Source organism: Mucilaginibacter kameinonensis, assembly GCF_003675385.1.
Classification (GTDB): domain Bacteria; phylum Bacteroidota; class Bacteroidia; order Sphingobacteriales; family Sphingobacteriaceae; genus Mucilaginibacter; species Mucilaginibacter kameinonensis.
Genome location: NZ_RCWZ01000005.1, coordinates 989,979 through 1,015,439 on the forward strand (window position 1 = coordinate 989,979; position 25,461 = coordinate 1,015,439).

Annotated in this window: 19 protein-coding genes; 13 read left to right on the forward strand and 6 right to left on the reverse strand. The window is 42.9% G+C overall.

Annotation, left to right across the window (positions count from 1 at the left end):
- Window positions 1-5 precede the first annotated feature (5 nt).
- The 7 genes from EAH55_RS26885 (at window position 6) to EAH55_RS26915 (ending at window position 12,943) form a co-directional block, all read left to right on the forward strand.
- Window positions 6-1,451, forward strand: coding sequence for a TolC family protein (locus EAH55_RS26885; RefSeq protein WP_208644947.1), 1,446 nt, complete (start codon window positions 6-8; stop codon window positions 1,449-1,451).
- A 384-nt stretch (window positions 1,452-1,835) separates the two neighbouring features.
- Window positions 1,836-4,694 carry a M16 family metallopeptidase gene (locus EAH55_RS26890; protein ID WP_121812375.1) on the forward strand — a complete coding sequence of 953 codons (2,859 nt, stop codon included), beginning with the start codon at window positions 1,836-1,838 and terminating at the stop codon, window positions 4,692-4,694.
- A 272-nt stretch (window positions 4,695-4,966) separates the two neighbouring features.
- The gene (locus tag EAH55_RS26895; protein ID WP_121812376.1) at window positions 4,967-5,560 is read left to right on the forward strand and encodes an RNA polymerase sigma-70 factor; all 594 of its coding nucleotides are present in this window, start codon (window positions 4,967-4,969) and stop codon (window positions 5,558-5,560) included.
- A 334-nt stretch (window positions 5,561-5,894) separates the two neighbouring features.
- Window positions 5,895-7,085 (forward strand): FecR family protein, encoded by a 1,191-nt coding sequence (locus EAH55_RS26900; protein WP_121812377.1) that lies wholly within the window; start codon window positions 5,895-5,897, stop codon window positions 7,083-7,085.
- Window positions 7,086-7,246: 161 nt separating this feature from the next.
- Window positions 7,247-10,186 carry a TonB-dependent receptor domain-containing protein gene (locus tag EAH55_RS26905; protein ID WP_121812378.1) on the forward strand — a complete coding sequence of 980 codons (2,940 nt, stop codon included), beginning with the start codon at window positions 7,247-7,249 and terminating at the stop codon, window positions 10,184-10,186.
- Window positions 10,187-10,206: 20 nt separating this feature from the next.
- Window positions 10,207-11,358 carry a hypothetical protein gene (locus EAH55_RS26910; RefSeq protein ID WP_121812379.1) on the forward strand — a complete coding sequence of 384 codons (1,152 nt, stop codon included), beginning with the start codon at window positions 10,207-10,209 and terminating at the stop codon, window positions 11,356-11,358.
- A gap of 136 nt (window positions 11,359-11,494) precedes the next feature.
- Window positions 11,495-12,943 carry a DNA/RNA non-specific endonuclease gene (locus tag EAH55_RS26915; RefSeq protein WP_121812380.1) on the forward strand — a complete coding sequence of 483 codons (1,449 nt, stop codon included), beginning with the start codon at window positions 11,495-11,497 and terminating at the stop codon, window positions 12,941-12,943.
- Between the two features lie 307 nt (window positions 12,944-13,250).
- Here EAH55_RS26915 and EAH55_RS26920 read toward each other — a convergent pair whose 3' ends face one another.
- Window positions 13,251-14,144, reverse strand: coding sequence for an SMP-30/gluconolactonase/LRE family protein (locus EAH55_RS26920; protein WP_121812381.1), 894 nt, complete (start codon window positions 14,142-14,144; stop codon window positions 13,251-13,253).
- 214 nt (window positions 14,145-14,358) lie between these two features.
- Here EAH55_RS26920 and lysS point away from each other — a divergent pair, with 214 nt between their 5' ends.
- Both lysS and EAH55_RS26930 read left to right on the forward strand, forming a co-directional pair.
- Window positions 14,359-16,080, forward strand: coding sequence for a lysine--tRNA ligase (gene lysS / locus EAH55_RS26925; RefSeq protein WP_121812382.1), 1,722 nt, complete (start codon window positions 14,359-14,361; stop codon window positions 16,078-16,080).
- A 191-nt stretch (window positions 16,081-16,271) separates the two neighbouring features.
- Window positions 16,272-16,487: a hypothetical protein gene (locus EAH55_RS26930; RefSeq protein WP_112565600.1), complete on the forward strand. Its 216-nt coding sequence runs from the start codon at window positions 16,272-16,274 to the stop codon at window positions 16,485-16,487.
- Between the two features lie 57 nt (window positions 16,488-16,544).
- Here the strand turns inward: EAH55_RS26930 and EAH55_RS26935 are convergent, their stop codons facing one another.
- Window positions 16,545-17,093 carry a DUF2892 domain-containing protein gene (locus EAH55_RS26935; RefSeq protein WP_112565597.1) on the reverse strand — a complete coding sequence of 183 codons (549 nt, stop codon included), beginning with the start codon at window positions 17,091-17,093 and terminating at the stop codon, window positions 16,545-16,547.
- Window positions 17,094-17,164: 71 nt separating this feature from the next.
- On the opposite strand from EAH55_RS26935, the gene ung reads away from it, so the two are divergent.
- Entirely contained in the window at window positions 17,165-17,842 is a 678-nt protein-coding gene (gene ung, locus EAH55_RS26940) for a uracil-DNA glycosylase (protein ID WP_121812383.1), read from the forward strand.
- A gap of 202 nt (window positions 17,843-18,044) precedes the next feature.
- On the opposite strand, the gene EAH55_RS26945 is transcribed toward ung, so the two are convergent.
- On the reverse strand, window positions 18,045-18,515 hold the full coding sequence (locus EAH55_RS26945; protein ID WP_022832833.1) for an Lrp/AsnC family transcriptional regulator: 471 nt from the start codon (window positions 18,513-18,515) through the stop codon (window positions 18,045-18,047).
- Window positions 18,516-18,645: 130 nt separating this feature from the next.
- Here EAH55_RS26945 and EAH55_RS26950 point away from each other — a divergent pair, with 130 nt between their 5' ends.
- From EAH55_RS26950 to smpB, 3 genes are read left to right on the forward strand one after another with little or no spacing between them, the layout of a single operon-like run.
- Window positions 18,646-19,296, forward strand: a complete 651-nt coding sequence (locus tag EAH55_RS26950) for a metal-dependent transcriptional regulator (protein ID WP_121812384.1) — start codon at window positions 18,646-18,648, stop codon at window positions 19,294-19,296.
- On the forward strand, window positions 19,293-21,194 hold the full coding sequence (locus tag EAH55_RS26955) for an Nramp family divalent metal transporter (RefSeq protein WP_121812385.1): 1,902 nt from the start codon (window positions 19,293-19,295) through the stop codon (window positions 21,192-21,194). Before EAH55_RS26950 ends, EAH55_RS26955 begins: the two co-directional genes overlap by 4 nt.
- Window positions 21,195-21,220: 26 nt before the next feature.
- A complete protein-coding gene (gene smpB, locus EAH55_RS26960; RefSeq protein WP_090527145.1) occupies window positions 21,221-21,673 on the forward strand; it encodes an SsrA-binding protein SmpB in 453 nt (150 codons plus the stop codon).
- Window positions 21,674-21,766: 93 nt separating this feature from the next.
- On the opposite strand, the gene EAH55_RS26965 is transcribed toward smpB, so the two are convergent.
- The 3 genes from EAH55_RS26965 to EAH55_RS26975 form a co-directional block, all read right to left on the reverse strand.
- Window positions 21,767-22,426 carry a protein-L-isoaspartate(D-aspartate) O-methyltransferase gene (locus EAH55_RS26965; RefSeq protein ID WP_112565585.1) on the reverse strand — a complete coding sequence of 220 codons (660 nt, stop codon included), beginning with the start codon at window positions 22,424-22,426 and terminating at the stop codon, window positions 21,767-21,769.
- A 181-nt stretch (window positions 22,427-22,607) separates the two neighbouring features.
- A complete protein-coding gene (locus tag EAH55_RS26970) occupies window positions 22,608-24,170 on the reverse strand; it encodes a dihydrolipoamide acetyltransferase family protein (protein ID WP_121812386.1) in 1,563 nt (520 codons plus the stop codon).
- Between the two features lie 43 nt (window positions 24,171-24,213).
- Window positions 24,214-25,461, reverse strand: a complete 1,248-nt coding sequence (locus tag EAH55_RS26975) for a competence/damage-inducible protein A (protein WP_121812387.1) — start codon at window positions 25,459-25,461, stop codon at window positions 24,214-24,216.

Genomic DNA, 25,461 nt, shown 5'->3' on the forward strand with positions numbered 1-25,461 from the left:
CTGCAATGCTAAAAAAAGCAAGTTTCTATATACTTAATACGGTACTTTTACTGGTCATCATGGCCGGTTGCAAAAGCTACAAGCCGGTCACCGGCCAGGAGGTAACTGCCAACCTGCCGTCAACATTTAACAATAATACGGATACGGCCACGGTTGCAAGTCTACCCATCGGTCAGTTTTTTGCCGATCAAAGGCTCGTTAACCTTATCGACACAGCGCTTAAAGCCAATCCCGATTTGTTAAGCGCCTTGCAAAGGGTTGAGGCCGCGAGGGCTAATCTGCGGTTCAACGCTTCAAAGCTTTTACCTACCATAAATCTGGCTGCAAATGCGGGCGTTGAAAAATATGGCGATTACACCCAGAATGGCGTGGGTAATTACGACACCAATTTTTCAAACAACATCAACAGCGATCAACATATCCCTAACCCGGTGCCTAACTATTTCCTGGGCTTTCAAAGCTCATGGGAGGTTGACCTCTGGGGCAAACTGAACAACCAGAAAAAAGCGGCATTCGCTCGTTTTCTGGCCAGTCAAAGCGGGTATCGTTTAGTAACAACCGCGCTTACAGCCCAAATTGCGGGCCTTTATTACCAATTGCTGGCTTATGATACCGAACTGGGGATCATCAAAAAGAACATTAAACTCCAGGAGCATGCGCTGGAAATTGTTAAAATCCAAAAGCTTGGCGGTCGTGCTACGGAGTTGGCAGTTCAGCAGTTTGAGGCGCAGTTGTCCCGTACTAAAGGCATGGAATATACCACCCGCCAGCAAATCACCGAGTCCGAGAACCAGCTTCGCTTTTTAACCGGAAGCTATTCGGGCAAAGTCACACGGGATACTTCTATCATGAAAACCAAGCTTCCTGTAGTTATCGGTACCGGTGTTCCATCTCAAATGTTATTAAACCGCCCGGATATCCGCGGCGCCGAGTTGGAGCTTACAGCAATGAATGCAGACATTAAAGCAGCGAGGGCAAACTTTTTCCCTACTTTAACTTTAACTCCATATGTTGGCTATAACAGTTTCAGGGCAAATCTTTTATTTGATCCAGCTTCGTTTACTTATGGCATTTTAGGAGGCATCACCGCTCCTATTTTTAACCGCAAAGCCATCAAAGCAGAATATGAGCGGACGATATCCGAGCAAAAGATAGCGATGTATAATTATCAAAAAAGCATCCTGTCGGGCTTCCAGGAAGTAAACAATAATTTAAGCGGGATAGAGAATTTTAACCGCGCCTTTGAGTTTAAGCAACAGGAGTTGCAAGCGCTTAACAACGCCCTTTCTGTTGCCAACGACCTATATCTTGTTGGCCGTGCCAATTACCTCGAGATCATCACTGCCCAGCGCAGCGTACTTGATGCCGAGCTTGAATTGGCCGGCATTAAACGTGATATATTTTTAAGCTCGGTTAATTTATACCAGGCTGTTGGTGGTGGCTGGAGATAAGTTATTATTTAACCAAACAAAAACGGGCGCTTGTTGGCGCCCATTTTTGTTAAAAGGGATTCCGAAACCTTTTAAAGCGTGGGATTGTGCGATTCCCTCCCCTGGGAGTGTGTAGGGAGGGGTTTCAGCGAGTGCCGGGCCGTTTCAAAGTCGCATAACCCCCTCCCTGCCAATACTCAATCCTAACGCCCCCCTCCCAAGGGAGGGAATTGTCAATGCATGAGCTCAATTCCTCACAGAGCACCCGTCACAAATCCGTTACACAAATCAAATTACATCGCAATAATATTAACCAGTAGTATAAAATTGCTTAATATAGTAGCTTTCGATGCTTACTGAAGTAAGCATCTACTGACTGACTTATTACTTAAACAATTAACACAAATGATCAAACATTTAAAGCATGCATTGATTGCCCCATCAATTGCTGTACTGGCTTTTAATGCCGCTGCTCAAACCGGCGCTCAGCCAAAGCTCATTGAAAAAGTTACCCGCAAGGGTACCGAGCTGGTGATCCCTTATGAAAAGTATGTATTACCCAACGGCCTTACCGTTATTTTGGCCGAAGACCATTCCGACCCGCTTGTTCACGTTGATATAACCTATCACGTAGGTTCGGCCCGGGAGGAGATAGGTAAATCTGGTTTCGCACATTTCTTCGAGCACATGATGTTCCAGGGTTCGGACCACGTAGCTAATGGAGACCACTTCAAGATCATCACCGAAGCAGGCGGTACCCTGAACGGATCAACCAACCGCGACCGCACCAATTATTACGAAACCGTACCGGCCAATCAACTGGAAAAAATGCTTTGGCTGGAATCTGACAGGATGGGTTTCCTGCTTGACGCCGTAACACAACAAAAATTTGAAGTTCAGCGCGCAACGGTTAAAAACGAACGCGGGCAGAATTATGATAACCGTCCGTACGGTTTAGTTGGCCAGTACGCTTCAAAAACATTATATCCATATGGTCACCCCTATTCATGGCTTACCATCGGCTACATCGAGGAGTTAAATAAAGTAGGTGTAAACGACCTTAAAAACTTTTTCCTGAGATGGTACGGCCCTAATAATGCTACGCTTACCATTGGCGGCGATCTTAACCCTAAGCAAACATTAGCCTGGGTAAGCAAATATTTCGGCAGCATCCCGAGAGGCCCGATGGTTAAAAATATGTCATTACCGGCACCGGTATTAAAAGCCGACAGGTACGTATCCTATACGGACAACTACGCTAAGTTCCCGCTGCTATCAATAAGCTATCCGGGCGTTAAAATCTATGACAAAGATATGTCACCGCTTGACGCGTTATCGGCTATCATCGGTCAGGGACGTAACTCTATATTTTATAAAAACTTTGTAAAAACCCGTAAGGCTGCACAGGCAACCATGGGCTCATCTAACACAGAACTTGCCGGCGAGATCAGCATCAGGGTTGTTCCTTTCCCTGGTCAAACTTTGGCCGATGCTAAGAAACTGGTAGATGAATCGTTGGTTGAATTTGAGAAAAAAGGTGTAAGCGATGACGATCTGGCCCGTTTTAAAGCAAGCTCTGAAGCTGATTACATCAACAGCCTGTCAAGCGTAAGCGGTAAAGTATCTGAACTGGCGCAGGCGCAAACTTTTACCTGTAACCCTAACCAAATTGGCCGCGAACTGGCTGCCATCCGTGCGGTTACAAAAGAAGATGTAATGCGCGTTTACAACCAATACGTTAAAGGCAAACCAGCCGTAATATTAAGCGTACTGCCTAAAGGCGGCAACTTGCAGCCGGTAGCCCCTGATAACTTCACCGTTGATACAACCGGCTACAAAGCGCCTGACTACGGTTACAAAGGCCTGGTTTACCACAAACCAAAAGATAGTTTTGACCGTGCTGCAAAACCTGGTGTTGGTGCTAACCCGGCTATTAAGGTTCCGGCTATATGGTCGGCCAATACGCCAAATGGCATCAATATCATCGGCACACAAAATAATGAGATCCCTTCGGTATCTATGACTATCGCTATTAAAGGCGGCGGTTTGTTTGCGATCAATGATCCATCTAAGGCAGGTCTGGCAAATATTGTTGCCCGCATGATGAACGAAGAAACCCAGAAATACACCGCTGAAGATTTTAACTCCGAATTGGATAAACTGGGCAGCAGCATTACCTTTTACGCCAGTTTAGACCAGATTGGTGCCGAGGTATCATCACTCACCAAAAACCTGGGTAAAACCATGTCGCTGCTGGAAGAAAGGTTATACCACCCTAAATTTACTCAGGACGCGCTCGACAGGATTAAGAAACAAACGTTAGAAGGCTTTAAGCAAGCGAAAACCCAACCTGCAGGTGTTGCCAGCACTGTTTACAGCAAAATACTTTACGGTACAGACAATGTACGTACTTACGCAGCCGGTGGCAACGAAGAAACCGTTGCCGGTATAACTTTACAGGATGTTCAGGATTATTATGATAAAAACTTTGCTCCGTCATTAACAAAAATTGTGGTGGTGGGTGATGTTAGCGAAGCATCAGCAAAAAGTGCACTTGCTTTCTTAAACTCATGGAAAGATAAAAAGGTAACAGTTCCTGCCCCGGTTGAGGGCAAGACGTTTGATAAAACAACTTTATATCTTGTTGATATCCGGGGCGCAGCACAATCAGAGATCAGGATCGGCTATCTTGATAAACTTAACTATGATGCAACCGGTGATTACTATAAACTGAACATTGCCAACTACATTTTAGGTGGCGCGTTCAACAGCCATATTAACCTTAACCTAAGGGAGAAGAAAGGCTGGACTTATGGTGCCCGCTCATCATTCAGCTCGGGTAAATATGGCGGCGACTTTACCGCATCGGCCGGGGTATTGGCTACCGCTACAGATAGCTCGGTGGTTGAATTCATGAAGGAGATCACCAATTATCAAAAAACAGGTATTACCGCTGATGAATTGAAGTTTACACAAACTTCGATAGGTCAGAGTGATGCACGCCGTTATGAAACCAATGCGCAAAAAGCAGCCTTTTTATCACGCATTCAGGAATATGATCTGAAGCCAACTTATGTTGATGAGCAAAACAAGATCTTATCAAGCATTACCCCTGCTGAGATCAACACGCTCGCTTCAAAATATCTTATCCCAGACAACATGATCATCTTAGTTGTTGGCGATAAAGCAAGGATTGCTCCGGGCTTACAAAAATTGGGGTACCCTATTGTTGAACTTGATGTTGATGGCAAGCCGAAGCAATAAGTTAACATAACAGCAAGCTGCAAATCCCCTTATGTCGATATTGGCATAAGGGGATTTTTATTCTGACAATCAATACATTGCTAAAAACTATAGCCATCAATGCTATTATTTCTGTAGGTTCTCTGCAACTGAAAAGTTACCATCAAAAACCTATTTATTAACACACACTTAACCTAAATTAAATACAGAAAATTCAATTTTGGATTAAGTTTTTATCGGCACAAAAGGTGCTGTTTCGTTGGGTTCAGGTTTTATTTCTGCCAGAAAAACAAATGAGTATCGTAAAGGGAATTTTTGGGCAAAAAAATAACGCTACCACTTCAGCAGAAAATGTTGATCTGGATGTTCTCTTCAAACAATATTACGACAGGCTGGTATACTTCTCTCTCCAGTTTATTAAAGATAAAGACCAGGCCGAAGATATTGTACAGGATGCTTTCATTAAATACTGGAACCAACGCGAAAGTGTTGTGCAGGATAAGATAGCTATCAAAAACTTCCTGTACAGTACCGTTCGTAACGCAAGCTTAAATATTATAAGACATGGTAAAGTTGTTGAAGCCTATATTCAGCAACAAGGTAATACCGAACCGGAAGAACCACCGGTAATTGAAGCCATCATCACTGCCGAAGCTGTTGCCGAAATCCATGCCGCCCTGCATTCACTACCCGAAAGTCACCGCACCATATCAATCATGGGGTATTTTGATGGTAAACAGAACCAGGAAATTGCCGATGAATTGGACATGTCAGTAAATACCGTTAAAAAACAAAAGCAACGCGCCCTTGAACTGATGCGCGTAAAACTTTCACCCGAAATGTTTACTGCGTTTATAGCGCTTGGTTTGAGCTTTTTTAAAAAGTAAATTAATTACACTTCAATTCTGTTACTGAAATACACAGGTAACGGCTGAAAAAAATTCTTGTTTGTAGGAGGCACCTACGGAGCCCACCATTTTCCTTTTTTTCACTATAAACATGATACTCCTCCGGAGTACTAATCACATTTTGAAACTCCGGAGGAGTACCATGTTTGTAGCAAGGCATTTGTAAAAGTAAAAGCTCCGTAGGTGCCCCCTATCAGATATTTTCTCAAACAAGTTTTAATCCAGTCGCTCCCTCTCAAAAAAAATTAAAAAAATATTCACCTCACTTTATCCACTTTTAAAATGAAGGTGTCTTTATGTACGAAAAGGAAAAATGAATAATTACGACTCATACTTTGACCTGGGCCAGTTGATCGCGAAATATATGCGAAACGAGTTGAGCGACCAGGAAAAACTCCAGCTTGACCAATGGCTTCAGGCTGATGCCCGCAACCAGGAATTATTCAAAAAACTAACCGATGAACATCTGCTCAATAATGAGCTGGAAACCTTTTCGGCAACTGATAAAGCTAAAGCATGGCATAATATTACCAAAAGCACGGGGTTTAAACGCAAAAATAACAAACTGCGGTGGGTTGGATACGCCGCAGCCGTGCTTTTACTGGCCGCATTAACCATTACCCTAAATAAACGCCAAACTGCAGAGCAGCCACAAAACCTGGCCAATCAACACAAAGACATTCCCCCGGGAACTAACAAAGCTGTACTTACGCTTGCCGATGGATCGACCATAGTTTTGGATAGCGCCAAACACGGGCAAATTGCAAATCAGCAAAATGTGGTGATCAGGGAAGATAAGGATGGCAAGGTAGTTTACGAGGCTACGCATGAAACTCAAGGGCCTACTGCCCCTGTTACTACCGAGACTATTGCTATGAATATGCTGGCTACCCCACGCGGCGGTCAATACCAGGTTGTTTTGCCCGATGGCACAAAGGTTTGGTTAAACGCTGCATCGTCACTGAAATATCCAACCACATTTACAGGCAATGAGCGCAGGGTTGAACTTACAGGCGAGGCGTATTTTGAGGTAAGTAAAGATCCGTCGAAACCCTTTAACGTAAAAACCGCGAGCCAAACGGTTACAGTGTTAGGCACGCATTTTAACATTAACAGTTATGCCGATGAGGGTGTCACTAAAACTACCCTGCTTGAAGGCAGTGTGAGGGTTACCGGCAACTCTGGACAATCGGTTAAAATAAAACCGGGCGAGCAGGCTGTCAACACTTTAAGCAACATCAACATTAATGAGAATGCCAACATTGACGAGGCAGTGGCCTGGAAAAACGGAAAATTTGTTTTCAGCAATACCGATCTGCAAACCATTATGCGCCAGCTATCCCGTTGGTATGATGTGGATGTAGAGTACCAGGGCAAAACAGCGCAAAAACATTACATGGGGCGCATTTCACGCAATGTACCTGTGTCACAAATATTTGAAATCCTTAAAACAAGCGGCTTAAACTTCACAATTAACGGGAGGAAGATTATAGTAAAATCATAACAAAATCCAATATGTGGTAAACGGCCAGGCCGGTTTACTAAAAGTTGGCCCATAAAAAAACCGAAAGTGTTGCGACCACTTCCGGCTATATTTTGGGGGCTAACATCATCCAAATTATATCGACTAAATACTTTTTAAACTAATCAACCCAAAACAAAAATATGGATTTTTCTACATTTCCTGTGCCCTTACACAACGATGGCCGGGTAAATAAATTCAAAAACGCTACCAAAGGTTTTTTCCGGATGAACCGGGAAACAAAAAGGAAATTTATTATGCGGATTAAGCTTATCGCCGTCCTGTTATTTGCAGTTTGCATGCATCTCAGCGCTAAAAGTTTCAGCCAAAACATCACTTTAGCCGAAAAAAACAGCAGTCTTCAAACGGTGCTGAACAAAATTGAGCAGCAAAGCGGTTATGATATCTTCATGCAAACCGAACTGCTTGCCGGCAGCAACAAGGTATCGTTAAATGTAAAAAACGAAGCTTTAACAAAAGTGCTCGACAGGGTATTTAAAGGTCAGCCTGTAACTTATGCTATTGTAGGCCATACCATTGTAGTAAAGGAAAAAAACGCGCAAACTTCCGCAAACGCGCCGGCTTCATTATATACCGGTAAAGTTATTGACGCTGTTACCAAAGAGCCGCTTATTGGTGCTTCGGTAGGTGTTAAAGGCGGAGGCAAAGCTACATCAACCAGTCTTAATGGTACTTTCAAATTAAACCTTGAAAATGGCGACGGCACTGTGCTGGTAGTTTCCTATATCGGTTATGTAACCAAAGAGATTACGCTTTCAGGCACCACCAATCTTGGCGAAATTGAGCTTAAATCAAGTGCAAGTGCTATGAATGAAGTTGTGGTAACCGGTGACGTTGCCATCGACCGTAAAACTCCTGTAGCGGTAACAACCATTAACCAACGCTTTATTGAAGAAAAACTGGGCAACCAGGATATCCCGCAATTATTAAGTATTGTTCCTGGTGTAATGGCTACTCAAGGCGACGGTGGTTACGGTGATTCACGCATCAACATCCGTGGTTTCAACAGCGGATCTAAGAAAGGTAACGTGGCTTTAACCATAAACGGCATTCCTGTTAATGATATGGAGAATGGTTCACTGTACTGGTCAGATTTTTCTGGCCTTACCGATGTAACCACTTCATTGCAGTTACAACGCGGTTTAGGTGCTTCAAAAATCATAGTACCTTCATTTGGTGGTACAATCAATATCACCACACGTGGTACCGAGACCGAAAAAGGCGGCTATATTTCTCAGGGTATCGGTAGCGATGGTTATGAAAAAACAACCGTTTTATTATCAACCGGCTTAGATAAAAATGGCTGGGCTGCTACCTTCCAGGGCAGCAGGACTCAAGGTCGTGGTAATGCCGATGGTTTAAACTTTTTAGGTTACAACTACTTCTTTAACATTTCAAAACAGCTTACACCAAGCCAAACCTTATCGCTTTCGGTAATGGGTGCCAATCAAACACATGGTCAACGACCAGACGAACTGATCTCTGACTGGCAAAATGCGCCTCAGGGCATCCGTTGGAACTATGAGCTGGGTGTAAAAGACGGCAAACAAATCAATCCGTACAATAACAACTTTAGCAAGCCATTATTCTCATTAAATCATGAGTGGAATATCAATGGAAGCTCAAGCTTATCAACCGTATTATATGCAACTTACGGCACAGGTGGTGGCGGTGGTATCCAGGGCGAAGCGCCAAGGGTAAGCAATCTATATTCGCCATATGATTATACAGCTGCCGAAAAAGCGAACTTCGCTAACCCTGACGGTTCTGCAAGCACCTATTTCTATTCATCACACAATGATCATACCTGGTATGGTTTACGCAGTACTTACCGTACCGAATTAAGTAAATACCTTAATCTGTCTGCAGGTATCGACGCGAGGTATTACAAAGGCACCCATTATAAAACTGTTACCGATTTGTTAGGCGCCGATTATGTTTATGATCCGTATACCGGAAGCAGCAATCTTGGCAGTCGTTCGGGCGATATTAACAACCCCGAACACCGCGCAATGGTTGGCGATAAAATAGGTTATTTCAATAAAGATAATGTGATTTCAGGCGGCGTGTTTGCTCAGGCCGAATATTCAAAGGATGATTTCTCGGCCTTTGTAACTGTAACAGGTAGCGGCACCGGCAACCAACGTAACGACTATTATAATTACCTGAACAGCGACCCTAACCAAAGCAGTAAATACGTAAACTTTTTCAACTACCAGGCTAAAGGTGGTGCCAACTATAATATCAATGAGGCAATGAACGTGTTTGCCAATGTTGGCTACATGACTAAAGCGCCTTATTTTGATAACGTTTTCCAAAAGTTCACCAATACCATCAATCCAAATTCGGTATCTGAGAAATTACTGAGCTATGAGTTGGGATATGGCCTTAAACTGGCACATTTCAGCGCCAAATTAAACGCTTACAGAACACAGTATAATGACGAGTCGTTTGCTACATCATACTTTGACCAACCAACTAATCAGCTTTATACCGTTAACGTGGCAGGCGTTGACGAATTACACCAGGGTTTGGAGCTTGAGATGAAATTAAAGCCGATTAAAGAAATTACGCTGAACGGTATGCTGTCTTATGGCGATTGGCGCTACACCAACGATGCTGGCCCGACCACAGTTTATAACTCACAGCAACAGGCTGTTAAAACCGTTAACAAAGTTTACTTAAAAGACATTAAAGTTGGCGATGCAGCACAAACTACTGCTGCTTTAGGCGCCGATATTGATGTATTGCCAGATCTGACTATTGGTGGTAACTATTTTTACTATGGTAACTACTATTCAGATTTCAACTTTGCAAATGCTGGTCAACCCAATATGCACCCTTACAAATTGCCAAACTATTCTATCTGGAACCTTAATGGTGTATTCAGGTTTAAAATTGCAGGTTTGAATGCTGTGTTAATCGGCAACGTAAACAACCTGCTTAATACCAAATACATAGCCGACTCTTACGACGGTAACCTAACCGGTAATGCGGCCAACGCATTAGTTTACTACGGTTTAGGCAGAACATTTGTAACCAGTTTAAAAATTAAATTTTAATAAGATTTTAAGTAATTAAAATGAAAAAGATATCTAACATACTGGTACTGGCAGCCCTTGCATTATCGGCCTGCCAAAAACAACCGGTTATTCCAAATACTATGCCTTTGCATAAGGCCAAGCTGACCCAAACACTGGTTGCGGCCGATTATAAAAAGCTTGATACCTCATCATATGGTTATAAAAACGGCGTTTTTCAATCAGAGGATGACGCTAAACAAACCATTCCGGGACTGTTGGCCACTGAATATCCGCGCGTTGACGATGGTTCAACCGCCGATGTAACTTTCAACGTAGGTACGCCACAGGTTAAAGTTGCAGACAGTGTTTACAAAAACGTAGCGTATACGCTAACCAACGCTGATTATTTACTGTTACCGGGCAACAAGTTCACCGATTTTACGGCTGCTCAAATACTTTCATGGTTGCCTTACGGGCCTAAAACATCATCTCCTAAAGCTAACCAGCTGGCGGTGTTAACTTTTAATTATTACTCGGGCAGTGTATCTGTACAAACATTTGGATATATGTATTTAAATGGTGCCTGGCAGCAAATTTATCTTTTGTCGCCAGCTCAGTACGCCTCAATCGGTCGCTCAAACCATAACGAGTTTGTTGCTACCGATAATGTGAGCAGTGTCAACACTTATATCGGTGCATTATTAAAAGCCGACTTAAGCATATCTGCAACCGCACAGGTTGGCGATATCCAATATGTAAGCTATAACTACTATGATGGTACTACTGATTTTCAAAAAGTAACAGCCTTCGCGTTTGATGGCAGCAACTGGGTTTCCGGTTCAACTCCGCGCACTTTATCGTTTGAGCGTGCAAGTGGCAAATGGGTAGTAAGCAGCACCGTTAGCTATACCCTTGTTAAAGATGATTACGTTTACATTGGCACACAAACCACCGTAGGTACCCAGGCTGCAAGGGACAACGTTGCCAAATACCCCGACTTTAACATCAGTGCTACAACCGATGCTACTTACTGGAGCGATGCAGATCTGAATGCTGCTATGATAGCCGTGTTAACAGAGAAATTTAAAACTACCGCACTTCCAAACCAAAAATTTGTGGTTACCTATGTTGTTTACAGCTTTGGTAAAACCTCAAACGTCAGCAAAACTTTCGTATTCGACGGAACAAATTTCGTAGTTCCGCAATCGTAATATCTTATACCAACAGGCCCGGTATACTGGCCGGGCCTGTTTTTTTCTCCCCTAAATCTTTCCTGGTTTTAAAAAATTTGCACAGCGTAAACGCATTGGCTGTACTTTGTATTTATCTATCATAAAAACAACAATTATGAAAATTAACAACCTGCTTATTGGCCTGGGTTTAGCTTTAACCTTTGCCGGATGTTCCAAAGACCTTAAAAACTCGCCGACGCCGCCTAAAACCGGCGATACTACGAAGACAACCACTCCTCCTGCTCCCACTCCTTACACTATTACCGAGGATTTTGAACAGGGTGCGAAAACCGCCTATGCAGCGGCAGATGTATCCTTAAGTACGGGCAGCTGGAATTTTAACGATGCATTGATAGGCAATCTTGCTGCTGATTTAAAAGACGGTACAAAATCAGTAAGGATCCGTACCGGTGATATTGCCATGAATTTTGATATCAACGGTCTTACTACTTTGTATATTAAACATGGCAAATACGGTACTGATGCAACATCTACATGGCAATTATTAATGTCGACAGATGGCGGAACAAACTATACCCAGGTTGGTACTGATATTACTGAAACCAATACCACGCTGGTAACCGATTCATTTAAAGTAAGCGTTACAGGAAAAGTTAGGTTTGAGATCAAAAAAACAGGAACAACCCGTATCAACATTGATGATATCACTTTTAAAGGTGCCGGCGATCCTGGTATAACTGTTGGAACGCCAGATACCGGCAGCGGCGATACTCCGGGCAGCACAAGCCCATCAACCCCGCGCGATGTTACCGCCGGTGCGGATGCGCCACCAACAAGCGGCGACAACAGCAACCTGCTTTTCGGTAATCCATCAAACGCGCTTTCAACATTGGCGTCTATGGATAATTACCTGATAGATCAAAAGTATTATGTAGAATCATACAACGCTACCAAAGGCGAACCAAACTGGGTAAGCTGGCACCTGGATGCAACCAATACCACCAATGCAACCGGCAGGTTAGATGATTTTGCTGGCTGGAGCGGATTACCTGCTGCCTGGTACCAGGTAGAGAGCAATAGCTACTCAGGCAGTGGTTTCGACAGGGGGCATAATTGTCCGTCGGCCGATCGTACAAGCTCTACAGATGCTAATGCATCAACCTTCCTGATGACCAATATGATACCACAGGCCCCTCAAAACAACCAACAAACCTGGGCTAACCTTGAAAACTACCTGCGCGAGCAAGTGGTTGCCGGTAACGAGGTATACATTATTATGGGCAGCTATGGAACCGGCGGCACAGGTTCAAACGGTACTGCCAGCACCATTAACAGTGGTCACGTAAACGTACCAAGCAATGTTTGGAAAATTGCCCTGATCATCCCGAAAGGCGATGGTGATGTTGCAAGGGTTACCGCTTCAACAAGGGTTATCGCGGTAAACACACCTAACATCAATACCATCAATTCCGACTGGACTAAGTACATCACTACCATTAAGGATATTGAAACCGCTACTGGTTATACACTGCTATCAACTCTGCCTGCTTCGGTTAGGACAGCACTTGAAGTTAAGGTAGATACCGGCGCTTCTGGCTCATAACAAAAGCGGTAATTGAAAAAGGAAAGCCGGAAATGTAAAATATTTCCGGCTTTTTTGCTGGCACTTTTCGGAAGTGTTCAACTTTTGAAAAACGGGTGTTCACCTTTTGAAAGCCCGAAACCACAACTAATTGACTACCAACAACAAACTGTTCAAATTAATTTATTGCACGTTTTTCACTATTTATAATCTATTGATTTCCAAGCAATAAAACCCAGGTAAAAACAACAAGTGTTCATACTTTTAAAAGTTGAACACTTGCTATTTCATGCTTATTTTGCTAATCTCCTATTGTTAGGACACGAGATCAATCCACACCTTTTACATTCATTTTAAAGGTGTAAACTGCCTTCGAGGCTGTAATGAATAACACATCTTTGTTTTTGCCGCCGAAACAGATGTTGGCTGTCCAGGGTTCATCAATATCTATATGGCCAATCTTTTCGCCTTTAGGGTTAACTATGGTAACACCTTTGCCACACATGTAAATATTACCGCGCTCGTCAATTGTCATTCCGTCACAGCCCATCGCTATAAATAAAGTACGGTTTGATAGTGTGCCATCTTTATTGATATCATAACGATAGGTTTTATTATCACCAATATCGGCCACATACAAATTCTTTCCATCCGGTGTGCCTACGATGCCGTTAGGACGCACAAATTTATCATCAACAATTACCGCAGGCGCTTTTCCTTTAGCCAGGAAGTAGAGTTTCTGACCATCGAGATCAGACTGTTTGCGTGTCCAGTAATCGCGCTGATAGTATGGATCGGTGATATAAATGCCGCCATCCGGGCGTACCCAAACATCGTTAGGGCCGTTAAATTTATGGCCCTGGTAGTCTTTTAGCAAAACGGTTACTTTTCCTTTGGGGCTGATAGACCATAACTGGTCATCAGCATCGGCACAACTGATTAGATTTCCCTTTTTATCGAAATACATGCCGTTTGAGCGGCCCGCGCTATCCAGGAAAACGGAAAGCTTGCCATCGGTATCGTATTTCCAGATCTTGTTATTGGGCTGATCCGTAAAAAACACATTGCCTTTTTTATCAACAGCCGGCCCTTCTGTAAAAGAGAATTGTTTCGCGATCAACTGCGCTTTAGTATCGGGCGAATAAAGATCGGTTTGATCCTGAGCTACGGCCTTGCCCCCAAGTGCCGATAAGAATAATATAATAACGGATAGTTTTTTCATGTGCGGTACAGGTTACTTTTGGTTTTGCTAAAGTAACACGTTTTACTACCCGATTATTTTGCGGGGGTAAAATATTTGATACAAGTAGTGGATTTGTAGGATTGTTAACGCTTTACTCCTCACGCATACTTCTTTACCATCTATCAAATGTTTGATTAAAAAGATAGATTTAAAAACCTTACTTTTGCACCTTTATTAAAATACCGTACATCACATGAGTATTGCATTATCCGAACAGGAAATCTTTCGCCGCAAATCTTTACAGGAGCTACGTGCACTGGGTATTAACCCATACCCCGCCGAAGCTTTTAATGTTAACGCCTGGGCACAGGATATAGCTGATAATTTTAAGGATAAACCCGAGGCCTACCAGGATGTTGTAATTGCAGGCAGGATCATGACCCGCCGTATCATGGGCAACGCTTCGTTTGCCGAATTACAGGATTCAACCGGTCGTGTGCAGATTTACCTGAAACGCGATGATATTTGCCCTGGTGAGGATAAAACTTTATATAACACTGTATTTAAGAAACTACTTGATATTGGCGATTACGTTGGTGTAAAAGGCTATGTTTTCCTTACCCAAACCGGCGAGATCTCGGTTCACGTACGTGAACTGGTTGTGCTTTCAAAATCATTGAAACCACTGCCGGTTGTTAAACGCGAAGACGATGGCACCATCCACGATGGTTTTACCGACCCTGAGTTACGCTACCGCCAACGCTATGTGGATTTAACCGTTAACCCGGATTACAAACAGATCTTCATCAACCGCTCAAAAGTGATCAGCGCTATGCGTGGTTACTTTAACACCCAGGGATGGATGGAGGTTGAAACCCCTATCCTACAGCCTGTACATGGCGGTGCGGCGGCACGTCCGTTTGCTACCCACCATAACACCCTTGATATGCCGCTGTTTTTACGTATTGCCAACGAGCTTTACTTAAAAAGGCTTATTGTAGCCGGCTTTGACGGTGTTTACGAATTTGGTAAAATGTTCCGTAATGAGGGCATGGACCGCACCCACAACCCGGAATTTACTGCTATGGAAATTTATGTAGCCTATAAAGACTACATATGGATGATGGCCATGGTTGAAGAATGCCTGGAAACTGTAGCAAGAGCAGTTCACGGCATCCCGGTTGTACAGGTTGGCAGCAACGAAATTAACTTTGCAGGCCCTTACGAAAAGCTATCTATGTATGATTCGATCCTGAAATATACCGGCATCGATGTATCTGCCATGGATGAAGCCGGCTTACGCGAGGTTTGTGCAGAGTTGAAAATAGAAGTAAACCCAAGCATGGGCAAAGGCAAATTGATTGACGAGATCTTCAGCGCTAAAGTTGAGCATCACCTGATCCAGCCTACTTATATTACGGACTACCCTATCGAAATGACACCGCTTGCCAAAAAACACCGTACTAAGGAAGGGCTGGTTGAGCGTTTTGAGTTATTTGTAAACGGTAAAGAAATTGCCAATGCTTACTCGGAGCTGAATGACCCTATTGATCAGCGTGAGCGTTTGGAAGAGCAGTTGATCCTGGCCGGTCGTGGTGATGACGAGGCTATGGCTATGGATGACGACTTTTTACGCGCACTTGAATACGGTATGCCGCCAACATCGGGCTTAGGTATCGGTATCGACAGGCTGGTAATGTTAATGACCAATCAGAGCACTATCCAGGAAGTATTATTCTTCCCGCAGATGCGCCCGGAGAAAAAAGTTAAAGTTGCTACTGCCGATGATTTTATAAACATTGGTGTGCCTGCCGAATGGGTACCCGTATTAAATAAAATGGGCTTCAACACTGTTGAAGAACTAAAAGCAGGCAACCCTAACAAGGTATTTAATGACCTTGGCGGTATGCGCAAAAAATTAAAACTTGATATTACCATGCCAACTAAAGAAGTTGTTATGGCCTGGTTTGAATAATTTGATTTTCTGCTAAAATCAAAAAACGGAGGTGATAATAATCTCATTATCACCTCCGTTCAATTCCATTTACCTCTCCACTGCCCCAAAATCCAATCCCGGATAACAATTTGTTAACAAAATCATAAAAAAAGGAAAACTTTCGATATTAAGTTATTCTTTAATATTGTATTATACAACTCATACGCATTATGACTAACTCAATATTAGAGATAACCGAAAACGAATACCTGATCAAACTAAACAGGAATAATTTCAACCTGTCGTTCATCAGAAGTTTACTGAAGCTTGTTGAAGTAGCCAATCCATCTGAAGATACGCACACCTATCATACTGATAGCTACGTTCAGCCTTATCAAAACCACTCTGCGACGCCTGACTATTTCAGCGCCATTGAAGAAAAATAAAAGGGACGCGATTTTCGCGTCCCTTTTATTTTTTATTCCTTTTATTTTATTCTCTTTTTAGTACTGGCGATATCCCCCTCTTACTACCTGCTTATCCATCTGTGCCAACTGGCCTTTCATCATCTTGATCTGTTCGGTAAGTAGTTTGTTCTTATCATCTTTTGTAGCTTCTGATAAATACATCTGTGCTTCACGCTTGTTACGTTTAGCCATTGAAATACCGGCAAGGCTCAATTTTGCCAAAGCGACATTGTGCGACATTTTCATACCCAACGACAACGCTTTCTTGAAATATTTCTCTGCTTTCATCGGAGCCTTACGAGATTCGATCAAACCGATCAGCAGGTTATAATAACCGTGCTGGTTTTTATGCAGCTGCTTTTCGTAATCAGTGATTTTCAATAACCATTCTTCTGACTTTTCAGAATTTTCTTTACGTAAAAAGTACTGGGCAATGATCATGTTTTCGTTAAAGAAGAAGCTAAGCAGCAAAATACCACCTATCAACAAAACTAAAATACCCCATCCCCAAAAACCGAATGCACAAAGCGCGACCGCCGCACCCATCACTACACAAGCAATAATTAACCGAACAATATTTGACATAATTTGTGATACTAATATTAACGCAAATATCTGTTTATTTGCACGCTAAACCAACTTCTATATAAATATTTATGGCGATTGCATTACCACCATCATGGCTTGAGGTTTTACAGCAGGAATTTGGCAAACCTTACATGGTAAAACTTAAACAATTTTTAAAAGAAGAGCAGGAATCAGGACAAATTGTTTACCCTAAAAACAGCGACATCTTTAATGCTTTTAACACTACCCATTTTGATGATGTTAAAGTGGTAATATTAGGCCAGGACCCTTATCACGGTGCCCATCAGGCTCATGGATTGTCCTTTTCGGTACAAAAGGGAATTGCTATTCCCCGTTCGTTGATGAACATCTATAAAGAACTTCAGGTTGATATTCCCGGATTTAAAGCCCCGGCGCACGGTAATCTTGAAGAATGGGCTAAACAAGGTGTATTATTACTAAATGCTACACTTACCGTTAGGGCGAGCACCCCAGGCTCGCACCAAAAAAGAGGCTGGGAAGAATTTACCGACGAAGTGATCAAAACCATCTCCGATAAAAAAGAAGGTATTGTGTTTATACTATGGGGAGCCTTTGCCCAGTCAAAAGCGGTTTTGATCGATGAAAAGAAACATTTTATCATCCGCTCTGCCCACCCTTCACCATTCTCTGCAGATCGTGGTTTTTTTGGCAGCAAGCCATTTTCAAAAACTAATGAAATATTGAAAAAAGAAGGAAAGAAAGAAATTGACTGGCAGATTCATTAGAGGAAAGAATCAAGACAGCAAGACAAGAGTCAAGAAGTCAAGATACAAGAGCCGGGAAACATACAAGAGTCAAGATTTGTAAAACGTAATAAATAAAAAGAGTCAAGAATAAAAGATATTAAAATCTCCTCTTCTTGACTCTTAATTCTTGTCGTCCTGATTCTATCCTGACTCTTGTATCTGGACTTCTTGATTCTTATATCTAATACTCCAGCGGCACTATTGGCTCCTTTTTGCTGGTCGACATGATCATCATGGTTTGGAATGTTTTGACCACGGTAATACGGCTGATCTTTTCCATGATCAATTGCTCGTACGATTTAATGTCACGTACGTATACCTTCAGCAGAAAATCGCACTGGCCGGTTACGTGATGGCACTCGGTAACTTCCTTAATATTCTTGATCTCATCCAAAAAAGTTTGAATGGTATTTTTCTGATGAAAATCAAGTGAGATCTGGATAAAGGTTTTGATCCCCAATCCTAACTTCTCTTCATCTACCAAGGCATGATAGCTTTTAATGTATTCGGCGTTCTCAAGTTTACGCACGCGTTCAAGGGTAGGTGCTGGTGAAAGCCCTATCTCATTAGACAGCTGGAGGTTGGTTATCCTTCCGTTTTCCTGTAAAATCTTGAGTATCTGTAGGTCTATTTTATCTAATTCGGCGGCCATAGTTGTATGCAAATATAGTATTTTCCTTGCTTCGCAAAATTTAATTTTTCTTTAAAGTACTTCAACAAAAACATATTTCCTAACGTTTATTTTTTTAGATTAGTCTAAATTTTTTATTAGATTTGTTTAAATGAATACTTTAGCCGAGGAAAACTACTTAAAAGCCATTTATCATCTCACTGAAAATGATGGCAATGCGAGTACAAATCAAATCGCATCCTCGCTAAATACCAAAGCATCTTCGGTTACCGATATGCTAAAAAAGCTTGCAGATAAGGCCCTCATTAATTACACTCCTTACCAGGGCGTAAACCTTACCCCTTCCGGCGAAAAAATAGCATTAGGTATTATCCGTAAACACCGCTTGTGGGAGTACTTTTTGGTTGAGAAACTTAACTTTAAATGGGATCAGGTACATGACCTTGCCGAAGAGATGGAACATATTTCATCCGAGGAATTGATTGACCGCCTCGATCAGTTTATGGGCTACCCTACACATGATCCGCATGGCGATCCCATCCCTGATTGTAATGGCCGCTTTAATACTCATGAACTAAAGCCTGTGTCGGCGGTAACAATTAATCAATGCGGCGTTATTTCCGGCGTGCGCGACCATAGTTCATCTTTTTTACAATACCTCGATAAACAACAGCTTACCATTGGCTGCAAAATCATAATCACTGATATTATCGAATACGACCACTCGGTAGTGGTACAAACCGGCAATAAAGAAGTGCAGATCAGTCGCGAGGTAGCCAACAATCTGCTTATAGCCCTATGAATAATAAACACAACGAATCTTTAGGTAATGTACACGGATCGGTAAGCACCGAAAATAAAACCGGATGGCGCAAGCTGATGGCTTTTTTGGGCCCGGCTTACCTGGTGAGCGTGGGCTATATGGATCCGGGAAACTGGGCAACAGACATTGCCGGTGGCAGTGCCTTTGGATATAAGCTGATCTGGGTACTGTTTGTATCAAACATGATAGCGCTCCTGTTGCAGTCACTGGCTGCCCGGTTGGGGATAGTCCGCGGGCTCGATCTTGCACAGGCTTCTAAAAATGCCTATCCGCGCTTTGTTAACTTTTGGTTATACATATTAGCCCAAATTGCCATCGTAGCCTGCGACCTTGCCGAAATTATTGGTATGGCCATTGGTTTAAAGCTACTTTTTCACCTCCCGTTGATCTGGGGCGTATCGCTTACCATAACCGATACCGTGCTCATGCTTTACCTCATGAACAAGGGCATGCGCAAACTTGAGGGCTTTATCATTTCCATGATCTTTATCGTAGGGCTCTCTTTCCTGGTTGAGATGTTTATCGTTAAACCGGATGTGATAGAAGTAGCAAAAGGTTTTATACCCGGCAACCTATTTAAAGGCGATAAAATAAGTCAGCAGATGCTTTATATCGCTATAGGTATTATTGGCGCAACGGTAATGCCCCATAACCTGTACCTGCATTCATCGCTTGTACAAACCCGGCAAATCACCCGTACAGAAGAAGGTTTCAGGGCCGCTATTAAGTTTAACCTCTTTGACACCGTTATAGCGCTCAACCTCGCTTTTTTTGTAAATGCTGCCATCCTGATATTAGCCGCAAGCGCGTTTTTCAGGAACGGCTATTTTGAGGTTGCTGAAATACAGGATGCGTTTAAGCTATTGGAACATATTTTTGGAGCCATTGCCCCTACGCTGTTTGCCATAGCTTTGATAGCGTCTGGTCAAAGTTCAACTATTACAGGAACGCTTGCCGGGCAGATCATTATGGAAGGCCATATTAACCTGCGGATTGAGCCCTGGTTACGCCGTCTGCTTACCAGGATACTGGCCATTGTACCGGCCGTGTTCACCATACTTTACTACGGAGAAGATGGCTTGGGAAAACTATTAATCTTAAGCCAGGTGGTACTGAGCCTGCAATTGGGTTTCGCGGTGATTCCTCTTATCCATTTTACGTCCGACAGGAAACGGATGGGCAAATTCGCCATCAATTTTCAAACAAGGGCATTAGCATGGGCAAGCGCCCTGTTAATTGTTGCGCTGAATGCCAAACTGGTTTATGAAGAGATTATAGACTGGGTAACGGGTAATCCTTCGGCCGTATGGATATACGCCGTTGTGGTTCCGATTGTTATCGGCATAGGGGTACTATTAATCTATGTTTTCATCAGACCATTGTTATTTAAACATTACGATAAGCCGGCTTATGTTCCGCATGGCATAGCTAATGCTATTACCGAGCTTGACGCCATAACTTACGGCCATATTGGTATAACTATAGATTTTTCAAAAAATGACACCGATTGCCTTCGTCACGCCATTATGCAGGGCGGCAAAAAGGCTGGTTATACATTGATTCACGTTGTTGAAACCGCCGGTGCCCGCTACTACGGCGGCGAGGTAATGGACAACGAAACCCAGGTTGATTTTGATAACCTGGATAAATATGTATGCGCGCTGAAAAATCTTGGCTATAACGCGCAGGGGCAAATTGGCTACGGCAACCCGGCCAGTGCCATTGCCGAAATTGTGAAAGATCAAAATGTTGATTTTATTGTAATGGGGTCACACGGGCACAAAGCGCTAAAGGATCTTATATTTGGCACTACCGTAAATTCCGTGAGGCACATGGTTAACGTGCCCGTGCTGGTAGTAAAGCCACAGTCAAACTAATTTTGTAAGTTTGCGGATTAATAATCATGAGCCAGGATAACATCTATATAAAAAATAAAAAAGCTTACTTTGAATATCATATACTTGATAAGTACGTGGCGGGTATACAGCTGCTCGGCACCGAAATCAAATCGATAAGGCAAGGTAAGGCTAATATTAACGACGCATTTTGCACATTCATTAACAATCAGTTATATGTACGCAACCTGCACATTTCAGAATACTCATTTGGCTCATTCTATAATCACGAAGCCAAGCGCGACCGTATCCTATTACTAAATAAAAAAGAGCTTAAAAAACTCCAAACCCGTGGCGAAGAACGTGGATTAACTATAGTTCCGCTGGCTTTATTTATTAGCGAACGTGGGTTTGCGAAACTGGAGATAGGGCTGGCCCAGGGTAAAAAGACTTACGACAAGCGCGAAACCATGAAGGAACGTGATACTAAGATAGAATTAGATAGGGTGATGAAAAGATAAATCTGATTTCGGAATTGAGAATTTGGATTTCGAATTATATCTACATCTGTCCATTCACAATTTCGAAATCGAAAATTCGAAATCCCAAATCCACTACCAGGCTTTATCTCCTACCAACGGTACAAACCTGAAGGTATCCAGCACAATTTTTTCGTAGTCGTTCTCTCCTACTTTCAGGATAGTAACCATTTTTTGAGTTTCTTCGTCACCAACCGGGATCACAAGGATTCCGCCTATATTTAATTGCTTTAAAAGCACTTCGGGAACAGTTGGCGCGCCGGCCGTTACAATGATCTTATCATAAGGCGCATGATCCGCCAAACCAATAGAGCCGTCGCCCAAAAAAAAGTGGGCATTGTACCCCATTTCGCTGGGCAATATAAATTTAGTACGATGATACAGCTTTTCCTGGCGTTCGATGGTGTAAACTGTAGCGCCAAGCTCAAGCAGGATACAGGTTTGATAGCCGGAGCCCGTACCTATTTCCAGCACTTTATCCCCTTTGCGAATATGTAATAATTCGGTTTGATAGGCAACAGTATATGGTTGCGATATGGTTTGCCCCTCGCCTATAGGAAACGCGATGTCCCTATAAGCCTGGTTCCAGAAAGTTTCATCAAAAAAGTAATGGCGTTTTACTTTACCGATAGCCTCTAAAACATGTTCGTCGCCAATTCCCTTCTTTCTTAAAACATCAACCAATCTTTTACGGGCACCCTGTTCGCGGTAATTATCAATATACTTGTAAGCCATTTTCAAGAGCAAAGTTAATACGAATTTTCACAGAATTTGCGCCATAAACGTGATTTAAGGCCCGAAGCTGTTTATATGCTTCATTAGTAAAAATTTAAAATTCAATTTCCCAACGGCAATCCCTAAAACGAAGAACGCCGGGCTATTTGCCCGGCGTTCTTCGTTTTTATATCATTTAGAATTATACTTCTCTGCTGCTATCCCATTTCTCCAAATAATCAGCCACACGCCTTACAAAGGAGCCCCCTAAGGCACCATCTACAACACGGTGATCATATGATAACGAAAGGAACATCATGTGACGTATAGCGATCATATCCCCCTCTTTGGTTTCAATAACCGCTGGTTTCTTCTTAATAGCGCCAACAGCCAAAATTGCAACCTGCGGTTGGTTAATTATAGGCGTACCCATAACGTTACCAAACGAGCCAACATTGGTGATGGTGAACGTACCGTCCTTTACATCATCAGGCTGTAGTTTGCCAATACGGGCACGGTTTGCCAGGTCATTTACAGCTTTTGTTAAGCCAACCAGGTTAAGCTCATCGGCCTTTTTAATTACAGGTACTATCAGGTTACCGCTTGGCAAAGCAGTTGCCATGCTTATATTGATTGCCGCTTTCTTGATGATTTGGGTACCATTAACAGATACGTTGATCATCGGGAAATCCTTGATGGCTTTTACTACGGCCTCTATGAATATAGGCGTAAAGGTTATCTTTTCACCTTCACGTTTTTCAAAGCTATTTTTAACTTTTTCGCGCCATAATACCAGGTTGGTAACATCTGCTTCAACAAAGGATGTAACGTGAGGCGAAGTTTGCTTGCTCATCACCATATGGTCGGCAATTAAACGGCGCATCCTGTCCATCTCAATGATCTCATCTGTACCAGTTACAGAAGTAGCCGGAACTGGTCTCTGCTCAACAGGAGCAGTTTTCGTCACTTCCGTTTTTACAGGTTCAGGACTTGCCGGAATAACTGGTTGTGGTACCGGCTGCGGATCCTGAACAGGTGTATTTACTTTTTCTGCAACTGGCTGTGCTTCCTTAACCGGCTCGGCAACTTTTACAGCTTCGGCAGGCGGAGTACTAACCGACGCCGAAGGTTGACCATTTTGAGCGGCAGTCGAAGTTTTTGCCTGCAGGTAGTTTAATAAATCATCTTTGGTTAAACGGCCTTCAGAACCTGTTCCAGAAATACTGTCAAGCTCATCAATGCTGATACCTTCCTGAGCGGCAATATTTCTTACCAGTGGCGAATAAAAGCGCCCTTCTGATTTAAACAACGAAGCAGGTGAGCTTTTTTGCCCAAGCTGATCCAGGCCAGGAATGCCCGCTAAGCTTTCGGATTGAATTTCGTTTAATTCTGGTTCAGGAGTTTTCTCAATCTCTTTAAACTGAACAGTTTCGTGATAAGTTGATTCTGCTATTTTGGATTCCCCGGCAGGTTTTACCTCCGGAGTTGACTCAGGCTGAACAATTGCAGGTGCTGCTTCAGGTTCGTCAGTTTCAATGATCGCAATAACCGCCCCAACCTGCACCACATCATTTTCTTTATAAAGTTGTTCAACTAACCTACCCGCTACAGGCGAGGGCACGTCAGAGTCAACTTTATCGGTAGCGATCTCCATTACCGCATCATCGGCATTTACCTTATCACCCGGATTTTTTATCCATTTGATAACGGTTGCCTCGGCAACACTCTCTCCCATTTTTGGCAATAACAGTTGGTATTTGGCCATACAGTAGAATATAGTTTAACTCCAAAATTATATATTTAAATCTTTACTTTTTAATTTCAGTAAGTAAAGTATTCAACATTGACAGTGCTGTTATAGCACTCCTCTCAATGTTTTGGCGGCGTTTGGTACCAAATATATGCTTTTTTATTAATGACTTCCCTTTTCCCGCAACTGCAATCCACACTGTACCAACGGGTTTGTCTTCCGTGCCGCCGCCAGGGCCCGCAACGCCGGTAATTGCAATTGCCAAATCCGATTTAAAATTTAACAGTGCACCCTCTACCATTTCTTTTACAGTTTCCTCGCTAACCGCACCGTGTTGCCATAAAGTTTCGTTCTTTACGCCCAAAATACTCTCCTTTAATTCGTAAGAGTACGATATAGCTCCACCTAAAAATACATGCGATGAACCCGGATGTTGGGTAAACAAGTGTGAAAGATAGCCACCGGTACAGCTTTCGGCTACTGATAAAGTAAAGTTATTTGCTTCCATGATATCAAGCAGGGCCTTCTCAAGCGCGATATCTTTATCGATTACAAATGGCAAACCAATCCGCTCAATAAGGCGCGCGGCAAACACATCAACTTCCTGTTGCAGAGCGGCTTCGTTTTCGCCAAAAGCGCTCAAACGCAAACGTACCTGGCCCAACTTGGGCAGGTATGCCAGTTTAATATGCTGCGGTAAATCGTTTTCAATATCCGCTATGCGTTCGGCCAAAAATGATTCGCCTTCGCCAACGGTTAGCAGTGTTTTATGAATAATAGTTGGAAATTTAAGGGTAGCCTTAAGCTTTGGCAGTACCTGTTCTTCCATCATATACATCATCTCAAACGGCACGCCCGGCATCGACACATAAATCACCCCATTATGGTTAAACCACATACCCGGAGCCGTGCCATTTTCGTTAAGCACTATCTGACAATTGGCCGGAACAAGGGCTTGCTGCTTGTTTACTTCAAGCAGCGGGCGGTTATATTTAGCAAAAATACGTTCTACATTGGCCAGGGCTTCTTTATTTTCAACCAGACCAACGCCAAAATATTCGGCTAATGTTTTTTTTGTGATATCATCTTTTGTAGGACCAAGGCCCCCGGTAATAAAAATCACGTTGGCCCGGTTTGCTGCCTCGGCCAGTGCTTTGAGGATATGTTCCCTGTCGTCGCTTATTGATGAGATCTGTTTTACCCTAAGCCCTATCTTGTTAAGTTCGGTAGCCATCCAGGCCGAATTCGTATCAACAATTTGTCCGATAAGTATTTCGTCGCCGATGGTAATTATTTCTGCCAGCAT